At 73.4% G+C, this 20,171-nt stretch carries 21 protein-coding genes; 4 read left to right on the top strand and 17 right to left on the bottom strand.

Annotated features, from left to right (window positions below; translation table 11 throughout):
- Nucleotides 1–31: 31 nt before the first annotated feature.
- Nucleotides 32–1,090 (bottom strand): tRNA (adenosine(37)-N6)-threonylcarbamoyltransferase complex transferase subunit TsaD, encoded by a 1,059-nt coding sequence (gene tsaD, locus VFW79_RS07515; protein WP_329676696.1) that lies wholly within the window; start codon nt 1,088–1,090, stop codon nt 32–34.
- 86 nt (nt 1,091–1,176) lie between these two features.
- Here tsaD and VFW79_RS07520 point away from each other — a divergent pair, with 86 nt between their 5' ends.
- The gene (locus tag VFW79_RS07520) at nt 1,177–1,830 is read left to right on the top strand and encodes a malonic semialdehyde reductase (RefSeq protein WP_329676697.1); all 654 of its coding nucleotides are present in this window, start codon (nt 1,177–1,179) and stop codon (nt 1,828–1,830) included.
- A gap of 104 nt (nt 1,831–1,934) precedes the next feature.
- On the opposite strand, the gene VFW79_RS07525 is transcribed toward VFW79_RS07520, so the two are convergent.
- From VFW79_RS07525 to VFW79_RS07555, 7 genes are all read right to left on the bottom strand, one after another.
- Nucleotides 1,935–2,798, bottom strand: a complete 864-nt coding sequence (locus tag VFW79_RS07525; RefSeq protein WP_329676698.1) for a sulfurtransferase — start codon at nt 2,796–2,798, stop codon at nt 1,935–1,937.
- Nucleotides 2,795–3,313, bottom strand: a complete 519-nt coding sequence (gene rimI, locus VFW79_RS07530; RefSeq protein ID WP_329676699.1) for a ribosomal protein S18-alanine N-acetyltransferase — start codon at nt 3,311–3,313, stop codon at nt 2,795–2,797. The genes VFW79_RS07525 and rimI overlap by 4 nt, the downstream gene beginning before the upstream one ends.
- Complete coding sequence (gene tsaB / locus VFW79_RS07535) at nt 3,310–4,011, bottom strand: tRNA (adenosine(37)-N6)-threonylcarbamoyltransferase complex dimerization subunit type 1 TsaB (RefSeq protein WP_329676700.1); 702 nt, start codon at nt 4,009–4,011, stop codon at nt 3,310–3,312. Before tsaB ends, rimI begins: the two co-directional genes overlap by 4 nt.
- Nucleotides 4,012–4,029: 18 nt before the next feature.
- On the bottom strand, nt 4,030–4,632 hold the full coding sequence (gene tsaE / locus VFW79_RS07540) for a tRNA (adenosine(37)-N6)-threonylcarbamoyltransferase complex ATPase subunit type 1 TsaE (protein ID WP_329676701.1): 603 nt from the start codon (nt 4,630–4,632) through the stop codon (nt 4,030–4,032).
- Complete coding sequence (alr, locus tag VFW79_RS07545; protein ID WP_329676702.1) at nt 4,629–5,840, bottom strand: alanine racemase; 1,212 nt, start codon at nt 5,838–5,840, stop codon at nt 4,629–4,631. The genes tsaE and alr overlap by 4 nt, the downstream gene beginning before the upstream one ends.
- 87 nt (nt 5,841–5,927) lie before the next feature.
- Nucleotides 5,928–6,548, bottom strand: a complete 621-nt coding sequence (locus VFW79_RS07550) for a nucleoside/nucleotide kinase family protein (RefSeq protein WP_414647908.1) — start codon at nt 6,546–6,548, stop codon at nt 5,928–5,930.
- Between the two features lie 43 nt (nt 6,549–6,591).
- Nucleotides 6,592–8,265 carry an NAD(P)H-hydrate dehydratase gene (locus VFW79_RS07555; RefSeq protein ID WP_329676703.1) on the bottom strand — a complete coding sequence of 558 codons (1,674 nt, stop codon included), beginning with the start codon at nt 8,263–8,265 and terminating at the stop codon, nt 6,592–6,594.
- Between the two features lie 20 nt (nt 8,266–8,285).
- On the opposite strand from VFW79_RS07555, the gene VFW79_RS07560 reads away from it, so the two are divergent.
- On the top strand, nt 8,286–9,272 hold the full coding sequence (locus VFW79_RS07560; RefSeq protein WP_329676704.1) for an LLM class F420-dependent oxidoreductase: 987 nt from the start codon (nt 8,286–8,288) through the stop codon (nt 9,270–9,272).
- Between the two features lie 10 nt (nt 9,273–9,282).
- Here the strand turns inward: VFW79_RS07560 and VFW79_RS07565 are convergent, their stop codons facing one another.
- Both VFW79_RS07565 and glmS read right to left on the bottom strand, forming a co-directional pair.
- A complete protein-coding gene (locus tag VFW79_RS07565; RefSeq protein ID WP_329676705.1) occupies nt 9,283–9,636 on the bottom strand; it encodes a holo-ACP synthase in 354 nt (117 codons plus the stop codon).
- 10 nt (nt 9,637–9,646) lie between these two features.
- A complete protein-coding gene (gene glmS / locus VFW79_RS07570) occupies nt 9,647–11,506 on the bottom strand; it encodes a glutamine--fructose-6-phosphate transaminase (isomerizing) (RefSeq protein ID WP_329676706.1) in 1,860 nt (619 codons plus the stop codon).
- A 130-nt stretch (nt 11,507–11,636) separates the two neighbouring features.
- On the opposite strand from glmS, the gene coaA reads away from it, so the two are divergent.
- Nucleotides 11,637–12,593: a type I pantothenate kinase gene (gene coaA / locus VFW79_RS07575; protein WP_329676707.1), complete on the top strand. Its 957-nt coding sequence runs from the start codon at nt 11,637–11,639 to the stop codon at nt 12,591–12,593.
- 31 nt (nt 12,594–12,624) lie between these two features.
- Here the strand turns inward: coaA and VFW79_RS07580 are convergent, their stop codons facing one another.
- From VFW79_RS07580 to VFW79_RS07610, 7 genes are all read right to left on the bottom strand, one after another.
- Nucleotides 12,625–13,266, bottom strand: coding sequence for a hypothetical protein (locus tag VFW79_RS07580; RefSeq protein WP_329676708.1), 642 nt, complete (start codon nt 13,264–13,266; stop codon nt 12,625–12,627).
- Nucleotides 13,267–13,515: 249 nt separating this feature from the next.
- Nucleotides 13,516–14,223 (bottom strand): DedA family protein, encoded by a 708-nt coding sequence (locus tag VFW79_RS07585; protein ID WP_329676709.1) that lies wholly within the window; start codon nt 14,221–14,223, stop codon nt 13,516–13,518.
- Between the two features lie 236 nt (nt 14,224–14,459).
- A complete protein-coding gene (locus VFW79_RS07590) occupies nt 14,460–15,074 on the bottom strand; it encodes a peptide deformylase (RefSeq protein WP_414647909.1) in 615 nt (204 codons plus the stop codon).
- A gap of 44 nt (nt 15,075–15,118) precedes the next feature.
- Nucleotides 15,119–16,468: a phosphoglucosamine mutase gene (gene glmM, locus VFW79_RS07595; RefSeq protein ID WP_329676711.1), complete on the bottom strand. Its 1,350-nt coding sequence runs from the start codon at nt 16,466–16,468 to the stop codon at nt 15,119–15,121.
- A gap of 166 nt (nt 16,469–16,634) precedes the next feature.
- On the bottom strand, nt 16,635–17,123 hold the full coding sequence (gene rpsI, locus VFW79_RS07600) for a 30S ribosomal protein S9 (protein WP_109130728.1): 489 nt from the start codon (nt 17,121–17,123) through the stop codon (nt 16,635–16,637).
- Nucleotides 17,124–17,172: 49 nt separating this feature from the next.
- Nucleotides 17,173–17,616, bottom strand: a complete 444-nt coding sequence (rplM, locus tag VFW79_RS07605) for a 50S ribosomal protein L13 (RefSeq protein ID WP_109130729.1) — start codon at nt 17,614–17,616, stop codon at nt 17,173–17,175.
- 333 nt (nt 17,617–17,949) lie between these two features.
- Nucleotides 17,950–19,632 (bottom strand): ABC-F family ATP-binding cassette domain-containing protein, encoded by a 1,683-nt coding sequence (locus tag VFW79_RS07610; protein ID WP_329676712.1) that lies wholly within the window; start codon nt 19,630–19,632, stop codon nt 17,950–17,952.
- An 83-nt stretch (nt 19,633–19,715) separates the two neighbouring features.
- On the opposite strand from VFW79_RS07610, the gene VFW79_RS07615 reads away from it, so the two are divergent.
- A complete protein-coding gene (locus VFW79_RS07615; protein WP_329676713.1) occupies nt 19,716–20,168 on the top strand; it encodes a DUF5709 domain-containing protein in 453 nt (150 codons plus the stop codon).
- Nucleotides 20,169–20,171: the final 3 nt, after the last annotated feature.

Raw genomic sequence — 20,171 nt, forward strand, 5'->3', positions numbered from 1 at the left:
GCACCGGTGGACGCTGCCGCCGCTGCGGCGGCTAGACCCGAACCGTCTCGAGCGGCATCGAGGAGTCCACCGGCAGGTCGAGCGAGGACGGCGCGAGCCCGCGGCGCACGACGGCGGCCCCGAGCGCCGCGATCATCGCGCCGTTGTCGGTGCAGAAGCGGATCGGCGGGATGCGCAGCTCGATGCCCGCCTCCGCGCAGCGGATCGCGGCGAGCTCGCGGAGCTGGGAGTTGGCGGAGAAGCCGCCCCCGATGACCAGCGTTCGGACGTCGTGGCGCCGGCACGCGGCGATGGTCTTGGCGGTCAGCACGTCGGCGACCGCGGCGGCGAACGAGGCCGCGACGTCGTTCAGGGGGATCGGCTGCCCGGCGTCCGTGCGCGCCTCGACCCAGCGCGCCACGGCGGTCTTCAGCCCGGAGAACGAGAAGTCGTACGCGTGCTTCTCCTGGTCCTTCGCGGCCGTCAGCCCGCGCGGGAACCGGATCGCGGTGGGGTCTCCCTCGCGGGCCAGCCGGTCGATGTGCGGGCCGCCCGGGTAGGGCAGGCCGAGCAGGCGCCCGACCTTGTCGAACGCCTCCCCCGCGGCGTCGTCGAGCGTCGAGCCGAGCTCGGTGACTCCCGTGACGACGTCATCGACGAGCAGGAGGCTCGAGTGCCCGCCCGAGACGACGAGCGCCATCAGCCGCTCGGGGAACAGTCCGTCGACGAGCTCGTCGACCGCAGCGTGCCCGATGACGTGGTTGACCCCGAACAGCGGCTTGCCGAGTCCCAGCGCGAGCGCCTTTGCGGCCGAGGCGCCGACCGTCAGGGGTCCGACCAGCCCAGGCCCTGCGGTGACGGCGATCGCGTCGACGTCCGCCAGACCGACCCCGGCGGTCGCCAGCGCGCGCTCGATGGTCGGGATCATGGCCTCGAGGTGGGCGCGCGAGGCGATCTCAGGGATGATCCCGCCGAACCGTGCGTGCTCGTCCATCGAGCTCGCGACGACGTCGGCGAGGAGCTCGCTGCGGTCCGTGTGCGCGCGGACGAGCGCGACGCCGGTCTCGTCGCAGGACGTCTCGATCCCGAGCACGAGGGGGGCGGCAGTCATGCGGTCCAGGATAGGCGCGCGTCCGCACGTGACGGGTGTCACCTGCGCCGGCGGAATGGGTGCAGGGTGTTGACGCTTCAACCACCGTGACGACTGAGACCGCTGACCTGTCCGAGCTCGACCTCCGAACCGACCTCGAGGCTGCGCCCTTGTCGATCGGCGACGACGTCGCCGATCTGCTGTTCCGCGAGGCGCGCACCGTGAACGCGTTCGCCGACGAGGAGGTGCCCGACGGCGCCGTCCGTGCGGCCTACGACCTGGTCCGATGGGGTCCGACGATGATGAACACGGTGCCGCTGCGCCTGCTCCTCGTCCGGACCACCGACGCCCGGGCGCGCCTCGCCGCACACATGAAGGAGGGCAACCGCGCACGGGTCCTCGCCGCACCGCTGACGATCGTCGCCGCGGCTGACACGAACTTCCACCGCCACCTCGCGACGCTCGCGCCGCACGCGGTCGGGATGGTCGACACGTTCGAGGCCGACCCCGGCTCGCGCACGAGCGTCGCCCGGCAGTCGGGCCTCATCCAGGTCGGCTACCTCATCACGGGTCTGCGCGCGGCGGGGCTGCACGTCGGTGCGATGGGCGGGTACGACGCCGCGGGGCTCGACGCCGAGTTCTTCGCCGAGAACGGCTGGCAGTCGCTGCTCGTCCTCAACGTCGGCCAGCCTGCCGTCGCCGACGCCACGCGCCCGCGCGCGGAGCGCCTCACGTTCGCGGACGTCGCTCGGACCGTCTGACCGTCGCTGCGAGGCGGCTCGGGCATCGGCCTGGGCCGCCCGCCGCGGCACTCCAGGCAGGTAGGCACGGCGAGGTCGGCACCCGCCAGGTCGGCGCCGGTGCGTCAGCGCGGGTCGGGCCCCGTCGTCACGGCGCGGTCGGGGTCGGCTGACCACTGCGACCAGGAACCCGGGTACAGCGCCGCCTCGACGCCGATCGAGGCGAGGGCCGCAACCTCGTGCGCTGCCGTGACACCGGACCCGCAGTACACCCCGACCTGCGACGCCCCCGGCACACCGAGCGCCGCGAACCGGTCCCGGAGCGCCTGCGCACCGAGGAACCTGCCGTCCGCGTCGAGGTTCTCGGACGTGGGCGCGGACACCGCACCGGCGATGTGCCCCGCTCGGGGATCGACCGGTTCGACCTCGCCCCGGTACCGCTCCCCCGCTCGCGCATCGAGCAGCACGCCGGCCGATGCGAGCCCGGCCGCGTCGTCGGCGTCGAGCGTCGCGAGCGCACCCGGGACGAGCACGACGTCGCCGGCGGGTGCCGACACCTCGCCCGCCTCGAGCGACCCGCCGACGGAGAGCCACCCCGCGAGCCCGCCGTCGAGCAGCCGGACGCCCAGCACGCCGGCCCAGCGCAGGAGCCACCAGGCACGCGCCGCGGACATCCCGCCGATCGCGTCGTACGCCACGACCGACCCGCCTGCTCGCACGCCCCAGCGCCGAGCGGCCGCCTCGAGCGAGGCGACGTCCGGCAGCGGGTGGCGACCGTCCGCGGGCGTCGCCTGCGCCGCGAGCTCGGTCTCCAGGTCCACGTACACCGCGCCCGGCAGGTGACCCGCGAGGTACTGGGCGCGGCCGTCGCTCCGGCCCAGCGCCCAGCGGACGTCGAGCAGCACCGGCCGGTCCCCGCTCGCGATCTGCGCCGCGAGCTCCTGGCCCTCGACGAAGACGGTCGTCCGTGCCGTGTCGTTGGTGCTCACGAGATCTGCTCCTTGTCGTCGTCGCCCGGTACGGCCGGTGCGGCCGGGTGGCTCAGCGCCAGGCTCATCGTCCAGGCGTCGACGTTCTCCGGCTGGTAGTACCCGCGCCGACGTCCCATCCGCACGAAGCCGGCCCGCTCGTACAGCCGGAGCGCCGAGTCGTTGTCGACCCGGACCTCGAGGTAGACGTTCGCCGCACCCACCTCGCGCGCATGCCCGAGGAGCGCCGCGAGCAGGGCAGACCCGACGCCGCGCCGCTGGTGCCCGGTCGTCGTACCGATCGTCATGACCTCGGCGTCGACCCCGTCGAACGACAGCCCGGCGTAGCCGACGAGCTCCCCGGTCGCGACATCCTGCCCGCCGACGTACCAGCGCCCCGGTCCGTGGAGCTCCTCCGCGAGCGCGGCGCGCGACCACGCCCCTGGACCGAAGAGCTCGCGCTCGAACGTGTCCAGGGCCGGCAGGTCCGCCGTCGTGAGCGGGCGCACGACGACGCCCGGGTCGAACTCGGTCACCCGAGGACGCGCTTGCGTGCTGTCGGCGGCACGACGTCGGGACGGCGCAGGTAGAGCGGCTCGGTCGGCAGTGCGGCGGCCGGGTCGGACGCGAGCCGGCGCAGGGCGAGGCGGGCGAGCTCGGTCGGGTCCGGGTCGAGCGGGGCTCCAGCGGTCACGGGAAGGTCGTCGGGGTAGAGAGTCGCGCCACGCCCGACGACGACGCCGGTGACCCCGTCCGCCGCGACAGCCGCCGGGTGGTCGACCCCGGGCCCGGCCACGAGCTCGATCGCCCGCTCCGGGTCCGTCGCCGCCCCGGTCACGCGGTACCGGGCCCAGTACACCTCGCGACGGCGCGCGTCGGTCACCACCAGCACCTCGGTCCCGACCTCGAGCTCCAGGTCGCGTACGGCCTGCGCCGCGATGGCGTCGAGGCTGCACACGCCGTGCGCCGGCACCCCGAGGGCCAGGGCGAGCGCCCGCGCGGTCACGAGCCCGACGCGCAACCCCGTGAACGGCGCAGGACCGGTGCCGGCGACGACGGCGGTGATCGCCGTCCGGTCCAGGCCGGCCTCGGTGAGGACCTCACTGACCAGGGGCGCGAGCAGCTCCGCATGGCGCCGGTGCTCCTGCACGGAGCGTGCTGCGAGCGTCCGGCCCGCGTCGTCGGTGAGGGCGACCGCGACCGCAGCGGAGGTGTCGAGTGCGAGGACTGCCACGACCCCAGCATCCCACTGTCAGGACGGCAGCCGGATCCCCGCCCAGCGTGGACCGACCGCGCGCACCATGACGGTGCGCGTGCCCCCCGCGGGGTCCTCCTCGGACTCGGCCGCGCCGTCGGACTCGACGGTCGCGCCCCCGCGGGGCCGGTGGATCGAGATCTCGAGGCGGTCCACCGCGAGCGACTCGACCAGCCCCTCACCCCACTCGACGACCGTGACGGAGTCCTCGAGGCCCGTGTCGAGGTCGAGCGCCTCGACCTCGTCGAGCGAACCGAGCCGGTAGGCGTCGACGTGCACGAGGGCAGGCCCCGGCTGCCCGGCCGGCACGGACGACGCAGCCGAGGCCTCCGGCGTGCTCGCGGCCTGCGGCAGCGGCGGGTGGACGCGCGCGATGATGAACGTCGGCGACGCGACCTGCCCCCGGACGCCGAGCCCGGCGCCGATGCCCTGCGTGAGGGTCGTCTTGCCGGCGCCCAGGTCGCCCGTGAGCACGACGAGGTCGCCCGCGCGGAGCACCGCTGCGAGCGCGCGGCCGTAGCCGCGCGTCGCGTCGGCGTCCGCGAGCTCGACGGTGACAGGTGCGGGCAGCTCCTGGCCGGGCTCGGTCGGGGCGGTCACCGGCCGACCGCCCGGATCACCACAGGCGGCGTGGCCACGTCGTCGTCCGTGCGCAACGGCTCGCTGTCCACGTGCACGCGCGGCACCCGCGACCCGAGCCGCGTGACGATCTCGTAGCTGATCGTCCCGGCCGCCCGGGCCCAGTCCTCGGCGGTCGGCCCGCCCTCCACCCCGGTGCCGAACAGCTCGACGCCGTCGCCCGCGACCTCGCGCGCGCCCGGCCCGAGGTCGAGCACGAACTGGTCCATGCACACCCGACCGGCGACACCGAGCCGCCGTCCGCCGACCTGCACGGGTGCGCCCAGCTGACCTGCCGACCCCGATGCGTGCCGGGGGATCCCGTCGGCATACCCGAGCGGGACGACGCCGAGCGTCGTGGCGCCGGGCGTCACGTAGGCGTGCGCGTACGACACACCCTGGCCGCCACCCACCGTCTTGACCGTCGCGAGCTCCGCCTCGAGCGTCATCGCGGGCACGAGGCCGAAGTCCGCCGGACCGCCGAGCTGCGGGACGGGCGACAGGCCGTACACCGCGATGCCGGGCCGGACGAGGTCATAGTGGACCGCGGGGTTGGTGAGCGTCGCCGCCGAGTTGGCGAGGTGCCGGACCTCGAGGCGCGCCCCCAGCGACTCCGCGAGCGCGACGGCGCCGGCGAACACCTCGGCCTGGGCGAGCACGGTGGGGTGGGTCGGCTCGTCGGCGAAGGCGAAGTGCGACCAGATCCCGACGACGTCGAGAACCCCCTCGGCCTGCAGACGCAGTGCCGCGTCGAGCAGCGCCTCGAGCCGGTCGGGGGTGACGCCGTTGCGACCCAGGCCGGTGTCGACCTTCACGTGGACGCGGGCCGTGCGCCCGGCGCGGCGTGCACCGTCCGCGACCTCGTCGAGCGCCCATGGCGCCGCGACGGACACGTCGATGTCGGCCGCGACCACCTGCTCGAGGGGCGCGCCGGGCGCGTACAGCCACGTGAGCACGCGCGCGTCGAACCCGGCGGCCCGCAGGGCGAGCGCCTCGCTGACCTGCGCCGTGCCGAGCCACGTCGCGCCCCCGTCGAGGGCGGCGCGCGCCGCGGGGACGAGGCCGTGCCCGTAGGCGTCGGCCTTGACGACGGCCATCACCTGGGCGGTCGGTGCGTGCGCCGCGAGGGCCCGGACGTTGCCGCGGATCGCTGCGAGGTCGACGACGGCATGCGCGGGGAAGATGCTCACGGCTCCAGTCTCCCACCGGTGCCGCACCGGCCTGCTGACCGTTCCGCAACGCCACCGGACAACCCCGCTGCGACAGCGCAAGGCACCTCACGGCATGGGCACGACGATGTCGGCCCTCGACCGCGTCGCGGCGACGAGCTCGGCGTTGCGCTGGTCGGGACCGTGCGCCCAGTCGTGCGTGGCGCTCGGCGCCTTGCCGGTCAGCTCGTGCCGCGCGACCAGTCGTGCGAGCCGCCGGTGCTCCGGCTGGTCGGCGAACCACACCTCGTCGAGCAGGTCGGCGACCGGACTGAACCCGTCCGACCCCAGCAGCAGGTAGTTGCCCTCGGTGAGGACGAGCGGCACGTCGGCGGGCACCGGGATCGCCCCCGCGACGGCGTTGTGCAGCTCACGGTGGTACTCGGGCGCGTACACGGTCTCCCCCGCGACCGGTGCCCGCAGCCGGCGGAGCAGGGCGACGAAGCCCGCGGCGTCGAACGTGTCGGGGGCGCCTTTGCGGTCGGCGCGACCGAGCCGCTCGAGCTCGCTCTGGGCCAGGTGGAAGCCGTCCATGGGCACGACGACGCACAGCCCGGGGAACGCCGACGCGACGGCGGCAGCCAGTGTCGACTTGCCCGCCCCGGGCGGCCCGGCGATCCCCAGGATCCGGCGCGTGCCGGTGTCCATCAGCGCGTCGATGCGCGCGCCCAGCGAGTCCTCGAGCAGCACGCGCCCAGTCTGCCCGGTGCGAGCCCCGGCGTGCGGCGTGCCGTCAGTCTCGGTCGCCACGTAGGACGGCCGCGATCGTGGCCGGGAGGGCGTCGGCGACCGCGAGCGCGGCGACCGGACCACCCGGGTTCGCGCGGTGTGCCGCGCGCCCGTGCATGAGAGCAGCCGCCGACGCGAGCGCCGCCACGAGGGTCGGGTCGGCGACGACGGCCTGCGCGCGGCCGGCCAGGAGGGCCCCGAGCAGTCCTGTGAGCACGTCGCCCGCACCCGCCGTGGCGAGCCACGACGGGGCGTCGGCCTGCGCGTACACAGCACCCTCCGGCCCGACGACGATGGTCACCGCACCCTTGAGCAGCACGGTCGCACGGGTGAGCTCGTGCGCCCGCCGGGCCCAGCGCAGCGGCTCGGCCTCGACCTGAGCGCGGTCCACGTCCTCGCCACGCGCGCTCAGCAGCGTCGCGAGCTCGCCCGCGTGCGGCGTGAGGACCACCCACGGCGCGAGGCGGTCGGGCAGGAGCGCGAGGCCACCGGCGTCGACGACGGCGGGCAGCTCGCGAGCGAGCGCCTGGGCCAGACCGTCCCTGACCCGGTCCGCCTGCGCGCGGTCCTCGGGGTCGACCCCCGGCCCGAGGGCCCAGGCCTGCACCCGTCCGTCGACCGCGACGACCTCGGGCCGCGCGGCCAGGACCGTGGCCGTGACGCCCGGTGACCCCAGGAACCGGACCATGCCGACGCCGGCGCGCACCGCAGCACTGACCGTCAGCACCGCTGCGCCGGGGTAGGCCGGCGTCCCGGCGACGACGCCCAGGACACCGCGCGTGTACTTGTGCGAGCTCGCCCCGGGCACGGGCCACAGCCCGGCGATGTCGCCGGGCTCCAGCCGCGCCACCGCGGGCCGCGAGCCCGTGAGGTCCAGACCGATGTCGACCACGTCGAGCCGCCCGACGAGTCCGGCGGCGGGCGGCAGCAGCAGCCCTGGCTTGGCCGCACCGAACGTGACCGTCACGTCCGCGGGCAGCACCGAGCCGACCGCGGCCGGCCCGTCGCTGCGACCATCGGCGCCCGCGCGACCGCCCGCGTGGTCGTCGCCCCGCGGCACGTCGCCCGCATCGACACCGATCCCGCTCGGCAGGTCGACCGCTACGACGAGCGGCCCGGAGCCCCGCCCACCGACGCTCTCGTCGGCCATGAGCTCACCCAGCAGTCGCACGACCTCCGCCGCCGGCCCCCGCAGCGCACCACGCGCCCCGATGCCCAGGAGCCCGTCGAGGACGACGTCGGCGGCGTACGCCTCCGCGATCGCGTCGCCGGCCCACACGTGCGGACCGGGGCCGCCGTCGGCCACCGACACGACCCGCCCCCCGGCCGCGCAGAGTGCTGCCAGCCCGCCGGCGTGCACGCGGTCCGACGTCGCGACGGCCAGGACCCCGGCACCGCGTCGCGCGAGCAGCGCACCGGCATGCAGGGCGTCGCCGCCGTTGTTGCCGGCGCCGACGAGCACGACCACGACGGCCCCGACGACGCGCCCCCGCCGCGCGCGCAGCTCGGCCGCGACCCGCACCGCGAGCGCGAAGGCGGCCCGGTCCATGAGCGGCGCACCGGCGGCGAGCAGGGGCTCCTCGGCTGCGCGCACGGCGTCTGAGTCGAAGGCGAGGATCACGGTCCCCATCATGCCGCCGCCCAGCCCGCGCGGGCGGCCCACCGCCCCGACCGCCATCGGCGCGGTACGTTCGGACCATGCGCTTCGGACTCTTCATCCCCCAGGGTTGGCGTCAGTCCCTCACCGGGATCCCCCCGCAGGACCACTGGAAGGTCATGCACTCGCTCGCGAAGCATGCCGACGACGGCGACGCCTTCGAGTCGATCTGGGTGTACGACCACTTCCATGCGGTGCCCGAGCCCAACGGCGAGGCGACCCACGAGGCATGGAGCCTTATCAACGCGTACGCCGCGAGCACCACGCGCGTCCGCCTCGGGCAGATGTGCACGTGCATGGCGTACCGCAACCCGGCGTACCTGGCCAAGGTCGCCACCACGGCCGACATCATCTCGGGCGGCCGCGTCGAGATGGGCATCGGGGCCGGCTGGTACGAGCACGAGTGGCGCGCGTACGGCTACGGGTTCCCGCGTGCCGGCGAGCGGATCGCGATGCTCGAGGAGGGCGTCCAGATCTTCAAGCAGATGTGGACCAACGGCACCGCGACCCTGGACGGCGTGCACTACAAGGTCGACGGTGCGCAGCTGTCGCCGCTGCCCCTGCAGGTCGACGGCCCGCCCCTGTGGATCGCCGGCGGCGGGGAGAAGAAGACCCTGCGTATCGCCGCCGAGCACGCGGCGTACACGAACTTCGACGGCTCGCCCGCCGGGTTCGCGCACAAGTCGGCGATCCTGCGCGGGCACTGCGACGACATCGGGCGCAGCTTTGACGAGATCACCCGCTCGGCCAACTACAACGTGGTCATCGGCAGCACCCAGGCCGAGGTCGACGACCGTATCGCGTGGATCGAGGAGCACTACAGCCTCACCGTCCCCGACAAGGCACCCGGAGTCGCCGAGGAGTTCCGTAACGGCCCCCTCGTCGGCACCCCCGAGCAGATCGTCGAGAAGCTGCGCGAGCTCGAGAATCTCGGCATGACGTACGCGATCACGTACTTCGCCGAGGCCGCCTACGACCGCTCGGGCATCGAGCTGTTCGAGCGCGAGGTCGTCCCGGCGTTTCGCTGAGGTCTGCTGCTCAGTCGCTCTCGGCGACGACGACCGCCGACGCGATGCCGGCGTCGTGCGAGATCGACAGGTGGAACCGGGTGACCCCGAGCTCGGCCGCGCGGGCAGCGACCGTCCCGCGCGTCTCGACGACCGCCTGACCGCCGCGCACGCGGTGCACCGTGGCGTCCTGCCAGCTCATGCCGGCCGGCGCACCCAGGGACTTCGCGATGGCCTCCTTCGCGGCGAACCGCGCAGCGAGCGACGCGGGCGGGAGGTCGCGCTCGTCCGCCGTGAACAGCCGCGTCCGTAGCCGCGGCGCCCGCTCGAGCGTCGCGAGAAAGCGAGCGACGTCCACGACATCGATCCCGACGCCGACGATCACGCGACGCCGCTCACTCGACCGTGACGGACTTCGCCAGGTTGCGCGGCTGGTCGACGTCGAGCCCGCGAGAGGTCGCGAGCTCGCACGCGAAGATCTGCAGCGGCACGACCGTGAGCAGCGGCGCGAGCAGGACCGGCGACTGCGGGACGTAGAACACCTCGTCGGCGAACGGCCGCACGGCCTCGTCGCCGTCCTCGGCGATCACGAGCGTGCGGGCCCCGCGTGCACGGATCTCCTGGATGTTCGAGACGACCTTCGAGTGCAGCGAGTCCCGGCCACGCGGCGAGGGGACGATGACGAACACCGGCTGCCCGGGCTCGATGAGCGCGATGGGACCGTGCTTGAGCTCCCCCGCCGCGAACCCCTCGGCGTGGATGTAGGCGAGCTCCTTGAGCTTGAGCGCACCCTCCATCGCGACCGGGAACCCGACGTGCCGGCCGAGGAACAGCACCGAGGACGTGTCGGCCATCCACCGCGCGATCTCGCGGACGCGGCCGGCCCGGTCGAGAACCTGCTGGATCTTGGCGGGCATCAGTCGCAGCTCGTCGAGGATGGCCGAGATCTCGTCGGGGAACTTGTTCCCGCGCAGCTGCGCCAGGTAGAGCCCGAGGAGGTACGCGGCGGTGATCTGCGCCAGGAACGCCTTGGTCGAGGCGACGGCGATCTCGGGGCCGGCATGCGTGTAGAGGACCGCGTCGGACTCGCGCGGGATCGTCGACCCGTGCGTGTTGACGATCGCCAGGACCTTGGCACCCTGCTCGCGCGCGTGCCGGACGGCCATCAGGGTGTCCATCGTCTCGCCGGACTGCGAGATCGCGACGACGAGGGTCTTCTCGTTGACGACCGGGTCGCGGTACCGGAACTCGTGAGCCAGCTCGACCTCGACCGGGATCCGGCACCAGTGCTCGATCGCGTACTTGGCGACGTGCCCGGCGTAGGCCGCCGTCCCGCACGCGATGACGATGATCTTGTCGATCGAGCGCAGCACGGCCTCGTCGATGCGCAGGTCGTCGAGGACGAGGTGACCCGCGAGGTCGGTGCGCCCGAGGAGCGTGTCCGCGACCGCCTTCGGCTGGTCGTGGATCTCCTTGTCCATGAACGAGCGGAAGCCGCCCTTCTCGGCCGCGGCGGCGTCCCAGTCGACGGTGTAGCGCCGCCCCTGCGCCGGGCCGCCGGCGAAGTCGGTCACGACGACCGACGTCGGGGTGATCGTCACGACCTGGTCCTGGTCGAGCTCGAGCGCTTCCTTGGTCTGCGCGATGAACGCGGACACGTCCGACCCCAGGAAGTTCTCGCCGTCGCCGAGCCCGACGACCAGCGGCGAGTCGTGCCGGGCGCCGACGACGACGTCGGGGATGTCGGCGTGAACCGCGAGCAGCGTGAACGTGCCCTTCAGTCGCTGGACGACCGCGGTCAGGGCGGCCGTCAGGTCGCCGTGCACGTCGTAGGCGCCGGCGAGCAGGTGCGCCACGACCTCGGTGTCCGTCTCGGAGGTGAACGTCGTGCCGGCGGCCAGCAGCTCGGCCTTGAGCGCGACGAAGTTCTCGACGATGCCGTTGTGGATGACCGCGACCTTGCCGACGACGTGCGGGTGCGCGTTGACGTCGGTGGGACCGCCGTGCGTCGCCCAGCGCGTGTGCCCGATGGCCGCGGTCGACGCGGGCAGCGGGTCGAGGTCGAGCGCGTCGATGAGGTTGACGAGCTTGCCGGCCTTCTTGGTGACCGCGAGCTTCCCGTCGCTCGTCCCGGTCAGCGCGACGCCCGCCGAGTCGTAGCCGCGGTACTCGAGGCGGCGCAGGCCCTCCAGGACGACCTCGAGGGGGCGCCCGTTGGGCTGCTGGCTGCCGACGTATCCGACGATTCCGCACATGGCGGGGAGTCTACCGGGGTGCCGCGGCGGGGCCGGTCTGGTCGGCCTGGGCCCGGGCCGCACACCAGGCTCAGCCGATCGACCTCCCGGGGCGCCGTCCACGGGTCCGGCGATCGTGCACAATCGGTGCGTGTCTCACAGTGCCGACTCCGTGCCGTCCACGCCGTACGTCGAGCTCGACCGGCAGGCGTGGACCCGGCTCTCGGCGTCCACCCCCCTGCCGCTGACCGATGCCGACGTGACCCGCCTGCGCGGTCTGGGCGACCCGATCGACCTCGCGGAGGTCGACGCGATCTACCGCCCGATCTCCCGTCTGCTCGATCTGTACGTCGCCGCGACCCGCGGGCTGCACGAGGCGTCGAGCACGTTCCTGCGCGAGGACACCGGCAGCACCCCGTTCGTCATCGGCGTGGCCGGGTCGGTCGCCGTCGGCAAGTCGACGACGGCGCGGCTGCTGCGCGAGCTCATGGCACGCTGGCCCGCGACCCCCCACGTCGAGCTGCTCACCACCGACGGCTTCCTCTACCCGAACGCCGAGCTCGAGCGTCGCGGCCTCATGGACCGCAAGGGCTTTCCCGAGTCGTACGACCGGCGCGCGCTCGTCCGGTTCGTCTCGAGGGTCAAGGCCGGTCGCCCCGAGGTCCGGGCCCCCGTCTACGACCACCTGACCTACGACATCGTCCCGGGCGCCGAGGTCGTCGTGCGCCGGCCCGACGTGCTCATCGTCGAGGGCCTCAACGTCCTGCAGCCCGCGCGTCCCGCGGCCGAGGGCCCGTCGAGCCTGGCCGTGAGCGACTTCTTCGACTTCTCGATCTACGTCGACGCCCGCACCCCCGACGTCCGCCAGTGGTACGTCGACCGCTTCCTGTCCCTCCGCAGCACCGCGTTCGCACGGCCTGAGTCGTTCTTCCACCGGTACGCGTCGCTGTCCGACGACGAGGCCGTGGAGCGGGCGGAAGGGATCTGGGACGCGATCAACGCGCCGAACCTCGTGCAGAACATCCTGCCGACCCGGAGCCGCGCGACGCTCGTGCTCACGAAGGGTGCGGACCACGCGGTCCAGCGGGTGCGCCTGCGCAAGCTCTGACAGCTCTCGCCGGGGTGACGGTCGGGCGGTGTCAGCCGACGGCCGGCCGGGCGGTCGGCTGTGGGGTCGGCAGGCGGGTCGACTGCGTGGTCGGACTGACCGTGGCGCGCGATGCCGCGAGATGCACCCGGTAGTGCGTGACCTCGATCTCGGCCAACGCGGCGACCGCCGCGCGGACCCCCGCCATGGGTGCCCCGCACGCGTCGACGGGCGGCGCAGGCCGGACCGCCCTGCCGAGCGCGTCGACGAGCCAGAGCTCGGACGCCGCGACGTCGGTCGCCGGGCACAGCTGGTCGCCGGTCGAGGTCGACCGCGGTGCGGCGAGCGCCGCCAGCAACGGAGCGAGGTCACCCTCGAGGTGGCGCACGGTGATGGCGTCCCACACTCCCTGCGCGTCGGTGAGCCGCTCGCCGGTGGTGCACTCCACGACACTCACGGGCTCGAAGCCTGCTGGGACGGCGCCGGGATCGGGCACGTCGGGGTGCGAGGTCGCTGACAGCTCACGCGCGTCCGCCCGTAGCCCGAGATCAGCGATCACCTGCGGCGCCAGGCAGTCAGCAGCCGACGCGATCGTCGCAGGTGAGGGGATCGGCGAGGTGTCAGACGAGCAGCCCACGAGCAGTGTCACGGCGGCAGCGACGGTCGCGAGGCGCGCAGCAGTCTGGCCGCGCATGTCTCACCACCTCGGTCTCGTCCGTCGGAACGCACCCCACGAGGAGCGGGCTGACGGCCACGACGACGACCTGCGGAGGGGTGCAGGGGACGACCACGGTGTGCCCCCGGCTCCGAGCCTAGACACGGCCGACGGACGCAGAGCGCGGTGAGACCAGATCGTTAGCAGACAGGGTGGATCGTTGTGCGGACGTGACCGGGAGAGCCGATGCGACGACCGACCGCACGGCGGCCGACCGCGGACGTGAGGCTACGAGCCCGTCGACGGACGCGGCTCGGCGGCTGCCGGCGCCGTCGCCCCCCCGGAGTCCGGCGCCGCATCGGCGGCAGGCTGCGAAGCCCGCTTCTGGTCCAGCGCGACGGGGGGGTCCCCCGCCGGCAGGAACCGCCGCAGCGCCCAGTCGATCACGAGCCCCACGACGACGCCGACGACGATCCCGACAGCGACGGCGACGACCGGGTGCCCCTTGAGCCAGGCTCCCGCACCGATGCCGATCGCCGTCCCGTACGCCGCCCAGGTCAGGCCCGCGAGCGCCGTGAGGCCGACGAACCGGCGACGTGGGAAGCCGAGCGCGCCTGCCGTCATGTTCACCGCGACGCGGCCGACCGGGATGTAGCGCGCTGCCAGGATGAACGACGACCCGCGGTGCGCGAGCGCGTTCTCGGCCCACTCGAGCGCCCTGCGGCCCTTGCGCCCGCGGAACAGGCGGACACGGTGAAGGTCGACCCTCGTCCCGATCGTGTAGGCGATCTGATCGCCCGTGAACGCGCCGAGCGCAGCGACGGGGATGAGCACCGCGATCGCCGGCTCACCGGTCGACGCCGCGAGCGCGGCGAGCCCGATGACGACCGACTCGCTCGGGATCGGGGGGAAGAACCCGTCGATCGTCGCGAACACGTAGAGCGCGACGTACACCCACGGCGAACCGGCGAGCGCAAGGGTCCAGTGCTCGAGCACCGTGCATCAGCTCCAGGGATCGGGTGGGCGCGGACCGGTCGGGACGTCGATCTCTACGGTAGGGCGGTCCCGGTCCGGGCGGAACACGGCATGACCCTGAGCCGACCCCTACGGATCCCTGACTCGACCCTGCCGTGCGGCTGGGCGCCGTGTCGTCCTCCCGTCGGATGACACACCCCGCGGGCCGTCCACCGGACGGCGGACGGCCCGTGGTCCCGACGCCGCACCGCCGCACGTCACGCCAGGTCGAAACCGAGCTCCCGCGCCGCCGCACGAGGTCGCGGCTCACTGGCCCAGTGGGCTCCGAGCCGGTCTGACGCGGCGAGCGAGCGCAGCCGTGCCCGGTCGATGTAGAGCGTCCCGCCGAGGTGGTCGGTCTCGTGCTGCACGATGCGCGCGGGCCAGCCGGTGACGACCTCGTCGAGCGGGGTACCCGTCTCGTCGGTGCCCGTGAGCCGCACGGCCCGCAGGCGCGGCACGACCGCCTGGTACCCGACGAAACTCAGGCAGCCCTCGTAGAAGTCGACGCGCTCCTCGTCCCCGACGGCCGCCTCGTAGCGAGGGTTGACGAGCACGCGGAACCCCAGCACGGACCGCTCGCGCACGCGCTCGATCTCGGGATCGACCGTGCCCGGGTCCTCAAGCACCGCGATCGCGACCGGAAGGCCGATCTGGGGCGCGGCGAGACCGACCCCGGGCGCCAGGCGCATCGTGCGCTGCATGACGGCCACGAGAGCCGCGAGCGTCGCGTCGTCCAGCTGACCGTCGTACGGCTCGGCCACGGCGCGCAGCACGGGATGCCCCACCTGGACGATGCCGACGGTCCCGGTCGGCGACTGCTCGGCCTCCATCAGCAGCTCCTCGACGATCCCCCGCACGGCGGAGGCGGGCACGCTCACAGCGCGAGGCGGTCGCGGACGATGTCGGCCAGTCGTCCGGCGATCCGGTCCGCATCCGGCTGGCTCGCGGCCTCGACCATGACGCGCACGAGCGGCTCGGTGCCCGACGGCCGCAGCAGCACCCGACCCGTCTCGCCGAGCTCGACCTCCGAGGTCCGCACGGCCTCGGCGAGGACCTCGTCCGTCGCGGTGCGCGCACGGTCGACGCCGGAGACGTTCACGAGCGTCTGCGGCAGCCGGCGCACGGTCGACGCGAGCTTGGCGAGGTCCCGGCCCGTGCCCGCGACCCGCGCGGCGAGCTGGAGGGCCGTGAGCACACCGTCGCCGGTCGTCGCGTGCTCCGCGATGATGACGTGGCCCGACTGCTCGCCGCCGAGGGAGTAGCCGCCCTCGCGCATCGCCTCGAGGACGTACCGGTCGCCGACGCCCGTGACGAGCGTGCGGATGCCCTCGGCCGTCATCGCGAGGCGAAGGCCGAGGTTGCTCATGACGGTCGCGACGAGCGTGTCGTCCACGAGCCGCCCGCTCTCGCGCATCGCGATCGCAAGGACGCCCATGATCTGGTCGCCGTCGACGAGCCGCCCCGTGTGGTCGACCGCGAGGCAGCGGTCGGCGTCGCCGTCGAACGCGACGCCCAGGTCGGCCTCGGAGGCGACGACGACGGCCTGCAGCTGCTCGGGGTGCGTCGACCCGCACTTCTCGTTGATGTTGCGCCCGTCGGGCGAGGCGTTGATCACGACGACGTCGGCTCCTGCAGCCCGGAGGGCGGCCGGGCCGACCGCGCTCGCGGCACCGTTCGCGCAGTCCACCGCGATGCGCAGACCCGTCAGCCCCACGTCGATCGTCGAGACGAGGTGATCGACGTAGGACGAGCCGGCGCTGCCGTTGTCGAGCCGGATCCGGCCGACATCCGCGCCGACCGGGTGCGCCCACTGCTGGCCGAGCAGGTCCTCGATCTCGATCTCGAGATCGTCGTCGAGCTTGAGCCCGCCGCGCGCGAGGAACTTGATCCCGTTGTCGGGCATCGCGTTGTGCGACGCCGAGAGCACGACGCCGAGGTCGACCCCGAGAGTGGCCGTCAGGTACGCGACCGCGGGCGTCGGCAGCACGCCGACGTCGAGCACGTCCACCCCCGCACTGGCCAGACCGGCCGCCACGGCCGCGCTGAGGAACTCACCGGAGACGCGCGAGTCGCGGCCGACGATGGCCCGCGGACGGTGCCCGACGAACTCGCCCTGTGCGGCGAGCACCCGCGCGGCGGCGACCGAGAGCCCGAGCGCGAGCTCGGCCGTCACGTCGCGGTTGGCGAGGCCTCGGACCCCATCGGTCCCGAACAGTCGACCCATCAGCTGACTCCTTCGTCGTTCCCGCGCGGCTGCTCGTGCACTCGCCCGCGCCTCGCCTTCGTCCGTCCTGGCGCCCGACCGCTCGTCACACGGTACGACGCCGTGACATGCCGATGGCCCCGAAGGTCGCGGTGACCTTCGGAGCCATCGGGCCCACGCGCAGGGATCAGCGCTTGGAGTACTGCGGGGCCTTGCGCGCCTTCTTGAGGCCGGCCTTCTTGCGCTCGACGACGCGCGAGTCGCGCATCAGGAAGCCGGCCTTCTTCAGTGCAGGGCGGTTGGCTTCCTCGTCGATCTTGTTGAGCGCGCGGGCGATGCCGAGACGCAGCGCGCCGGCCTGCCCGCTGACGCCGCCACCGGTGATGCGGGCGACGATGTCGAAGCGACCCTCGACGTCGACGAGCTTCAGCGGCGAGTTCACGAGCTGCTGGTGCACCTTGTTCGGGAAGTAGTCCTCGATCGTGCGACCGTTGATCTTCCACTGGCCGGTGCCGGGCACCAGGCGCACGCGGGCGATGGCCTCCTTGCGACGGCCGAGCGCCTGGGCGGGCGCCGTGATGCTCTGGCCGCGGCCCGTGGGGGCAACCGTCTCAGAGGTGTAGCTGGTGGGCGTGTCGTCGCCCTCAAGGTCGATGTCGACCGTGGTCTCGGCCACTGGTGGTGTCCTCGCGTCCTGTGTCGTGAATGCTGGCAGTGGCCGAGGCCTACTGCGCTACCTGGGTGATGACGAACGGCTTGGGCTGCTGGGCCGCGTGCGGGTGCTCCGAACCGACGTACACCTTGAGCTTCGAGAGCTGGGCACGGGCGAGCGAGCTCTTCGGGAGCATGCCGCGGACGGCCTTCTCGATCGCGCGCTCAGGGTGCTTCTCGAGGAGCTCGGCGTAGGTGGTCGCACGCAGACCGCCCGGGTAGCCCGAGTGACGGTAGGCGAGCTTGGTCTCGCGCTTGTTGCCGGTGAGGGCGATCTTCTCCGCGTTGATGACGATGACGAAGTCGCCGCCGTCGACGTGAGGAGCAAAGGTCGCCTTGTGCTTGCCGCGCAGCAACGTGGCCACGTGGGTGGCCAGGCGACCCAGGACGACATCGTTCGCGTCGATGATGTGCCAGGTCCGCTCGACGTCGCCGGGCTTCGGGGTGTACGTGCGCACGGTCTAAGCCTTCGTTTCGTATAGCTGGATGTGTCCACAGCGATGGCCCGCAGGAGGCGGACCCGCCGATGAGTGCTGTCGGTGGAGCATCCCTGGGGGCCGGCGAGTGGGAGCACCGAACCTGACCGTCCGTACTGCGGCCTGCGGATCTGCCGGGAGCAGCTGCTCCTTGCGATCCTCAGAAGCGGCCTCAGTGTGGACGGGAGACGCACAACGACACACCAGAGTAGCCGCCGCCGAGCCGCAGGGTCAAAACGCTCCGACGTCGCACCCTGTCGCGCACCCCCGGGAGCGCCCTCGGGCACATCCCCGCAGCGCCCGCGGCCGGTGCCCTCAGCGGGCCCGCTTGACCCGACCCGAGTCCCACACGGCCTCGGGCGTCTCGACGACCTCGCCGTCCGCGCCGAACACGAGGAACCGGTCGAAGCCTCGCGCGAACCAGCGGTCGTGCGTCACCGCCATGACCGTCCCCTCGAACGCCTCGAGACCGGCCTCGAGCGCTTCGGCCGAGTGGAGGTCGAGGTTGTCGGTCGGCTCGTCGAGCAGGAGCAGGGTCGCGCCGCCGAGCTCGAGCAGCAGGATCTGGAACCGCGCCTGCTGCCCACCGGACAGCGTCTCGTACGTCTGCTCGGCCGCCGCGACAAGCTCGTAGCGGTCGAGCGCCTTGCTGGCGGGCTCGCGTCCCATCCCGGCTCGGTGCCCGTCACCGCGGTGCAGGATCTCCAGCAGGGTGCGTCCCACGAGCTCGGTGTGGTCGTGGTTCTGCGCGAACCAGCCGGGCCGGACGCGCGACCCGAGCACGACGCGGCCGGTGTGGGCGACGGGCGTGACGTCGACGTCACCGGCGGGCTCGTGCTCGGGCGAGGGGTCGGAGCCACCGGTCGCGAGCAGCCGGAGGAAGTGCGACTTTCCCGAGCCGTTCGAGCCCAGGACCGCGATGCGCTCGCCGAACCACACCTCGAGGTCGAACGGCTTCATGAGCCCCGTGAGCTCGAGGCCGGTCGCCACGACGGCCCGCTTGGCCGTGCGTCCGCCGCGCAGCCTGACCCGGACATTCTGCTCGCGCGCCATGACCTGCGGCGGGCCGGCCTCCTCGAACTTCCGCAGCCGCGTCTGTGCCGCCGAGTAGCGCGACGCGAGCCCGTCGTTGAAGGCGGCCTTGTTCTTGAGGGTGAAGACGAGCTCCTTGAGCTTCGCGTGCTCCTCGTCCCAGCGCCGCAGGAGCTCCTCGAGCCGCGAGCGCCGGTCCTCGCGCGCCTCGGGGTAGCTCCCGAAGCCGCCGCCGTGCACCCAGATGCCCGACCCGGACGCCGTCGGCTCGAGGGTGGCGATCTGCGTCGCGGTGCGCGCGAGCAGCTCGCGGTCGTGGCTCACGTACAGCACGGTCTTGGGGGAGGCCGCGAGCTGGGTCTCGAGCCAGCGCTTGGTCGGCACGTCGAGGTAGTTGTCGGGCTCGTCGAGCAGCAGGACCTCCTCGGGTCCGCGCAGCAGCGCCTCGAGGACGAGCCGCTTCTGCTCCCCGCCGGACAGCGTGCGCACCTCGCGGTACTGCGCCGCGTCGAAGCCGATGGACAGCACGGCGTCGGTGACCTTGTCCCAGCCCGCCTCGGCCTCGTAGCCTCCGACGTCGGCCCAGTCGACGAGCGCCGTCGCGTACCGCATCTGCGCGGGCTCGTCGTCGACCTCCATGATCGCAGTCTCGGCCGCCGCCAGCTCGACGGCGGCGTCCCGCACGCCCGCCGGGGCGAGCGACGCGAGCAGGTCGCGGATCGAGCGCCCGTCGTCGATGCGTCCGACCATCTGGCGCATGATCCCCAGCCCGCCGCTGCGCACCACGGTGCCGCCGTGCGCGACCTCGTCCCCCGCCACGATCCTCAGGAGCGTGGTCTTGCCCGCCCCGTTGGGACCCACGAGCGCCACCTTGGCGCCGTCGGCCACGCGCAGGTCGACCTCGTCGAGGAGGGGGCGCCCGTCGGGCAGGAAGTAGCTCACGGCGCTGATGTCGAGGTGTCCCACGCCGACCAGTGTCCCTGGCGGCGCACGCGCGCGTCGAACTCATAGGCCGCGCAGGGTGGCCCGTCTGGTGCCATCGTGGAGCCATGAGCAACGACACGCCTGCCGCGGACAACGAACTCACCGGCGGCTCCGAGGGCGACAGCGACCAGCTGCCGATGGAGGACACGCTCCTGGACCGCGGGGTCGACGACCTCCTCGACGAGGGGTACGTCGCGCCGGAGCGGGAGCGCACCAACCACTACGGCGAGACCGCGTGGGAGCAGCAGCACCGAGAGACGCTCGACCAGCGCCTCGCAGAGGAGGAGCCCGAGGTGTGGGTCGTCCACCCGCGCATGGACCCGGCGCGCGAGCCCGACCGCGCGGGCCGGCTCGTCGCGGACGAGCAGGCTGTCGAGGCGGGCGGCAACGACGAGTTCGCGATCGACGCGGGGATCTCCGGCGGCGCCGCCAGCGCCGAGGAGGCTGCGGTGCACCTCATCGAGGAGGAGTACACGACCGAGGAGGACGCGACCGACGAGGAGGGTGACGAGGCCTGAGCC

Origin of the sequence: Cellulomonas sp. (assembly GCF_036279715.1) — a bacterium.
Lineage (GTDB): Bacteria > Actinomycetota > Actinomycetes > Actinomycetales > Cellulomonadaceae > Cellulomonas_A.

Bases quoted from the DNA above. Each gene is read 5' to 3' on its own strand.
- glmM (WP_329676711.1), bottom strand. From the start codon at position 16,468: ATGGGTCGACTGTTCGGGACCGATGGGGTCCGAGGCCTCGCCAACCGC.
- VFW79_RS07615 (WP_329676713.1), top strand. From the start codon at position 19,716: ATGAGCAACGACACGCCTGCCGCGGACAACGAACTCACCGGCGGCTCC.
- VFW79_RS07560 (WP_329676704.1), top strand. From the start codon at position 8,286: ATGCGCTTCGGACTCTTCATCCCCCAGGGTTGGCGTCAGTCCCTCACC.
- glmS (WP_329676706.1), bottom strand. From the start codon at position 11,506: ATGTGCGGAATCGTCGGATACGTCGGCAGCCAGCAGCCCAACGGGCGC.
- VFW79_RS07555 (WP_329676703.1), bottom strand. From the start codon at position 8,265: ATGGCGGTCGGGGCGGTGGGCCGCCCGCGCGGGCTGGGCGGCGGCATG.
- VFW79_RS07580 (WP_329676708.1), bottom strand. From the start codon at position 13,266: ATGCGCGGCCAGACTGCTGCGCGCCTCGCGACCGTCGCTGCCGCCGTG.
- tsaD (WP_329676696.1), bottom strand. From the start codon at position 1,090: ATGACTGCCGCCCCCCTCGTGCTCGGGATCGAGACGTCCTGCGACGAG.
- VFW79_RS07590 (WP_414647909.1), bottom strand. From the start codon at position 15,074: ATGGAGGCCGAGCAGTCGCCGACCGGGACCGTCGGCATCGTCCAGGTG.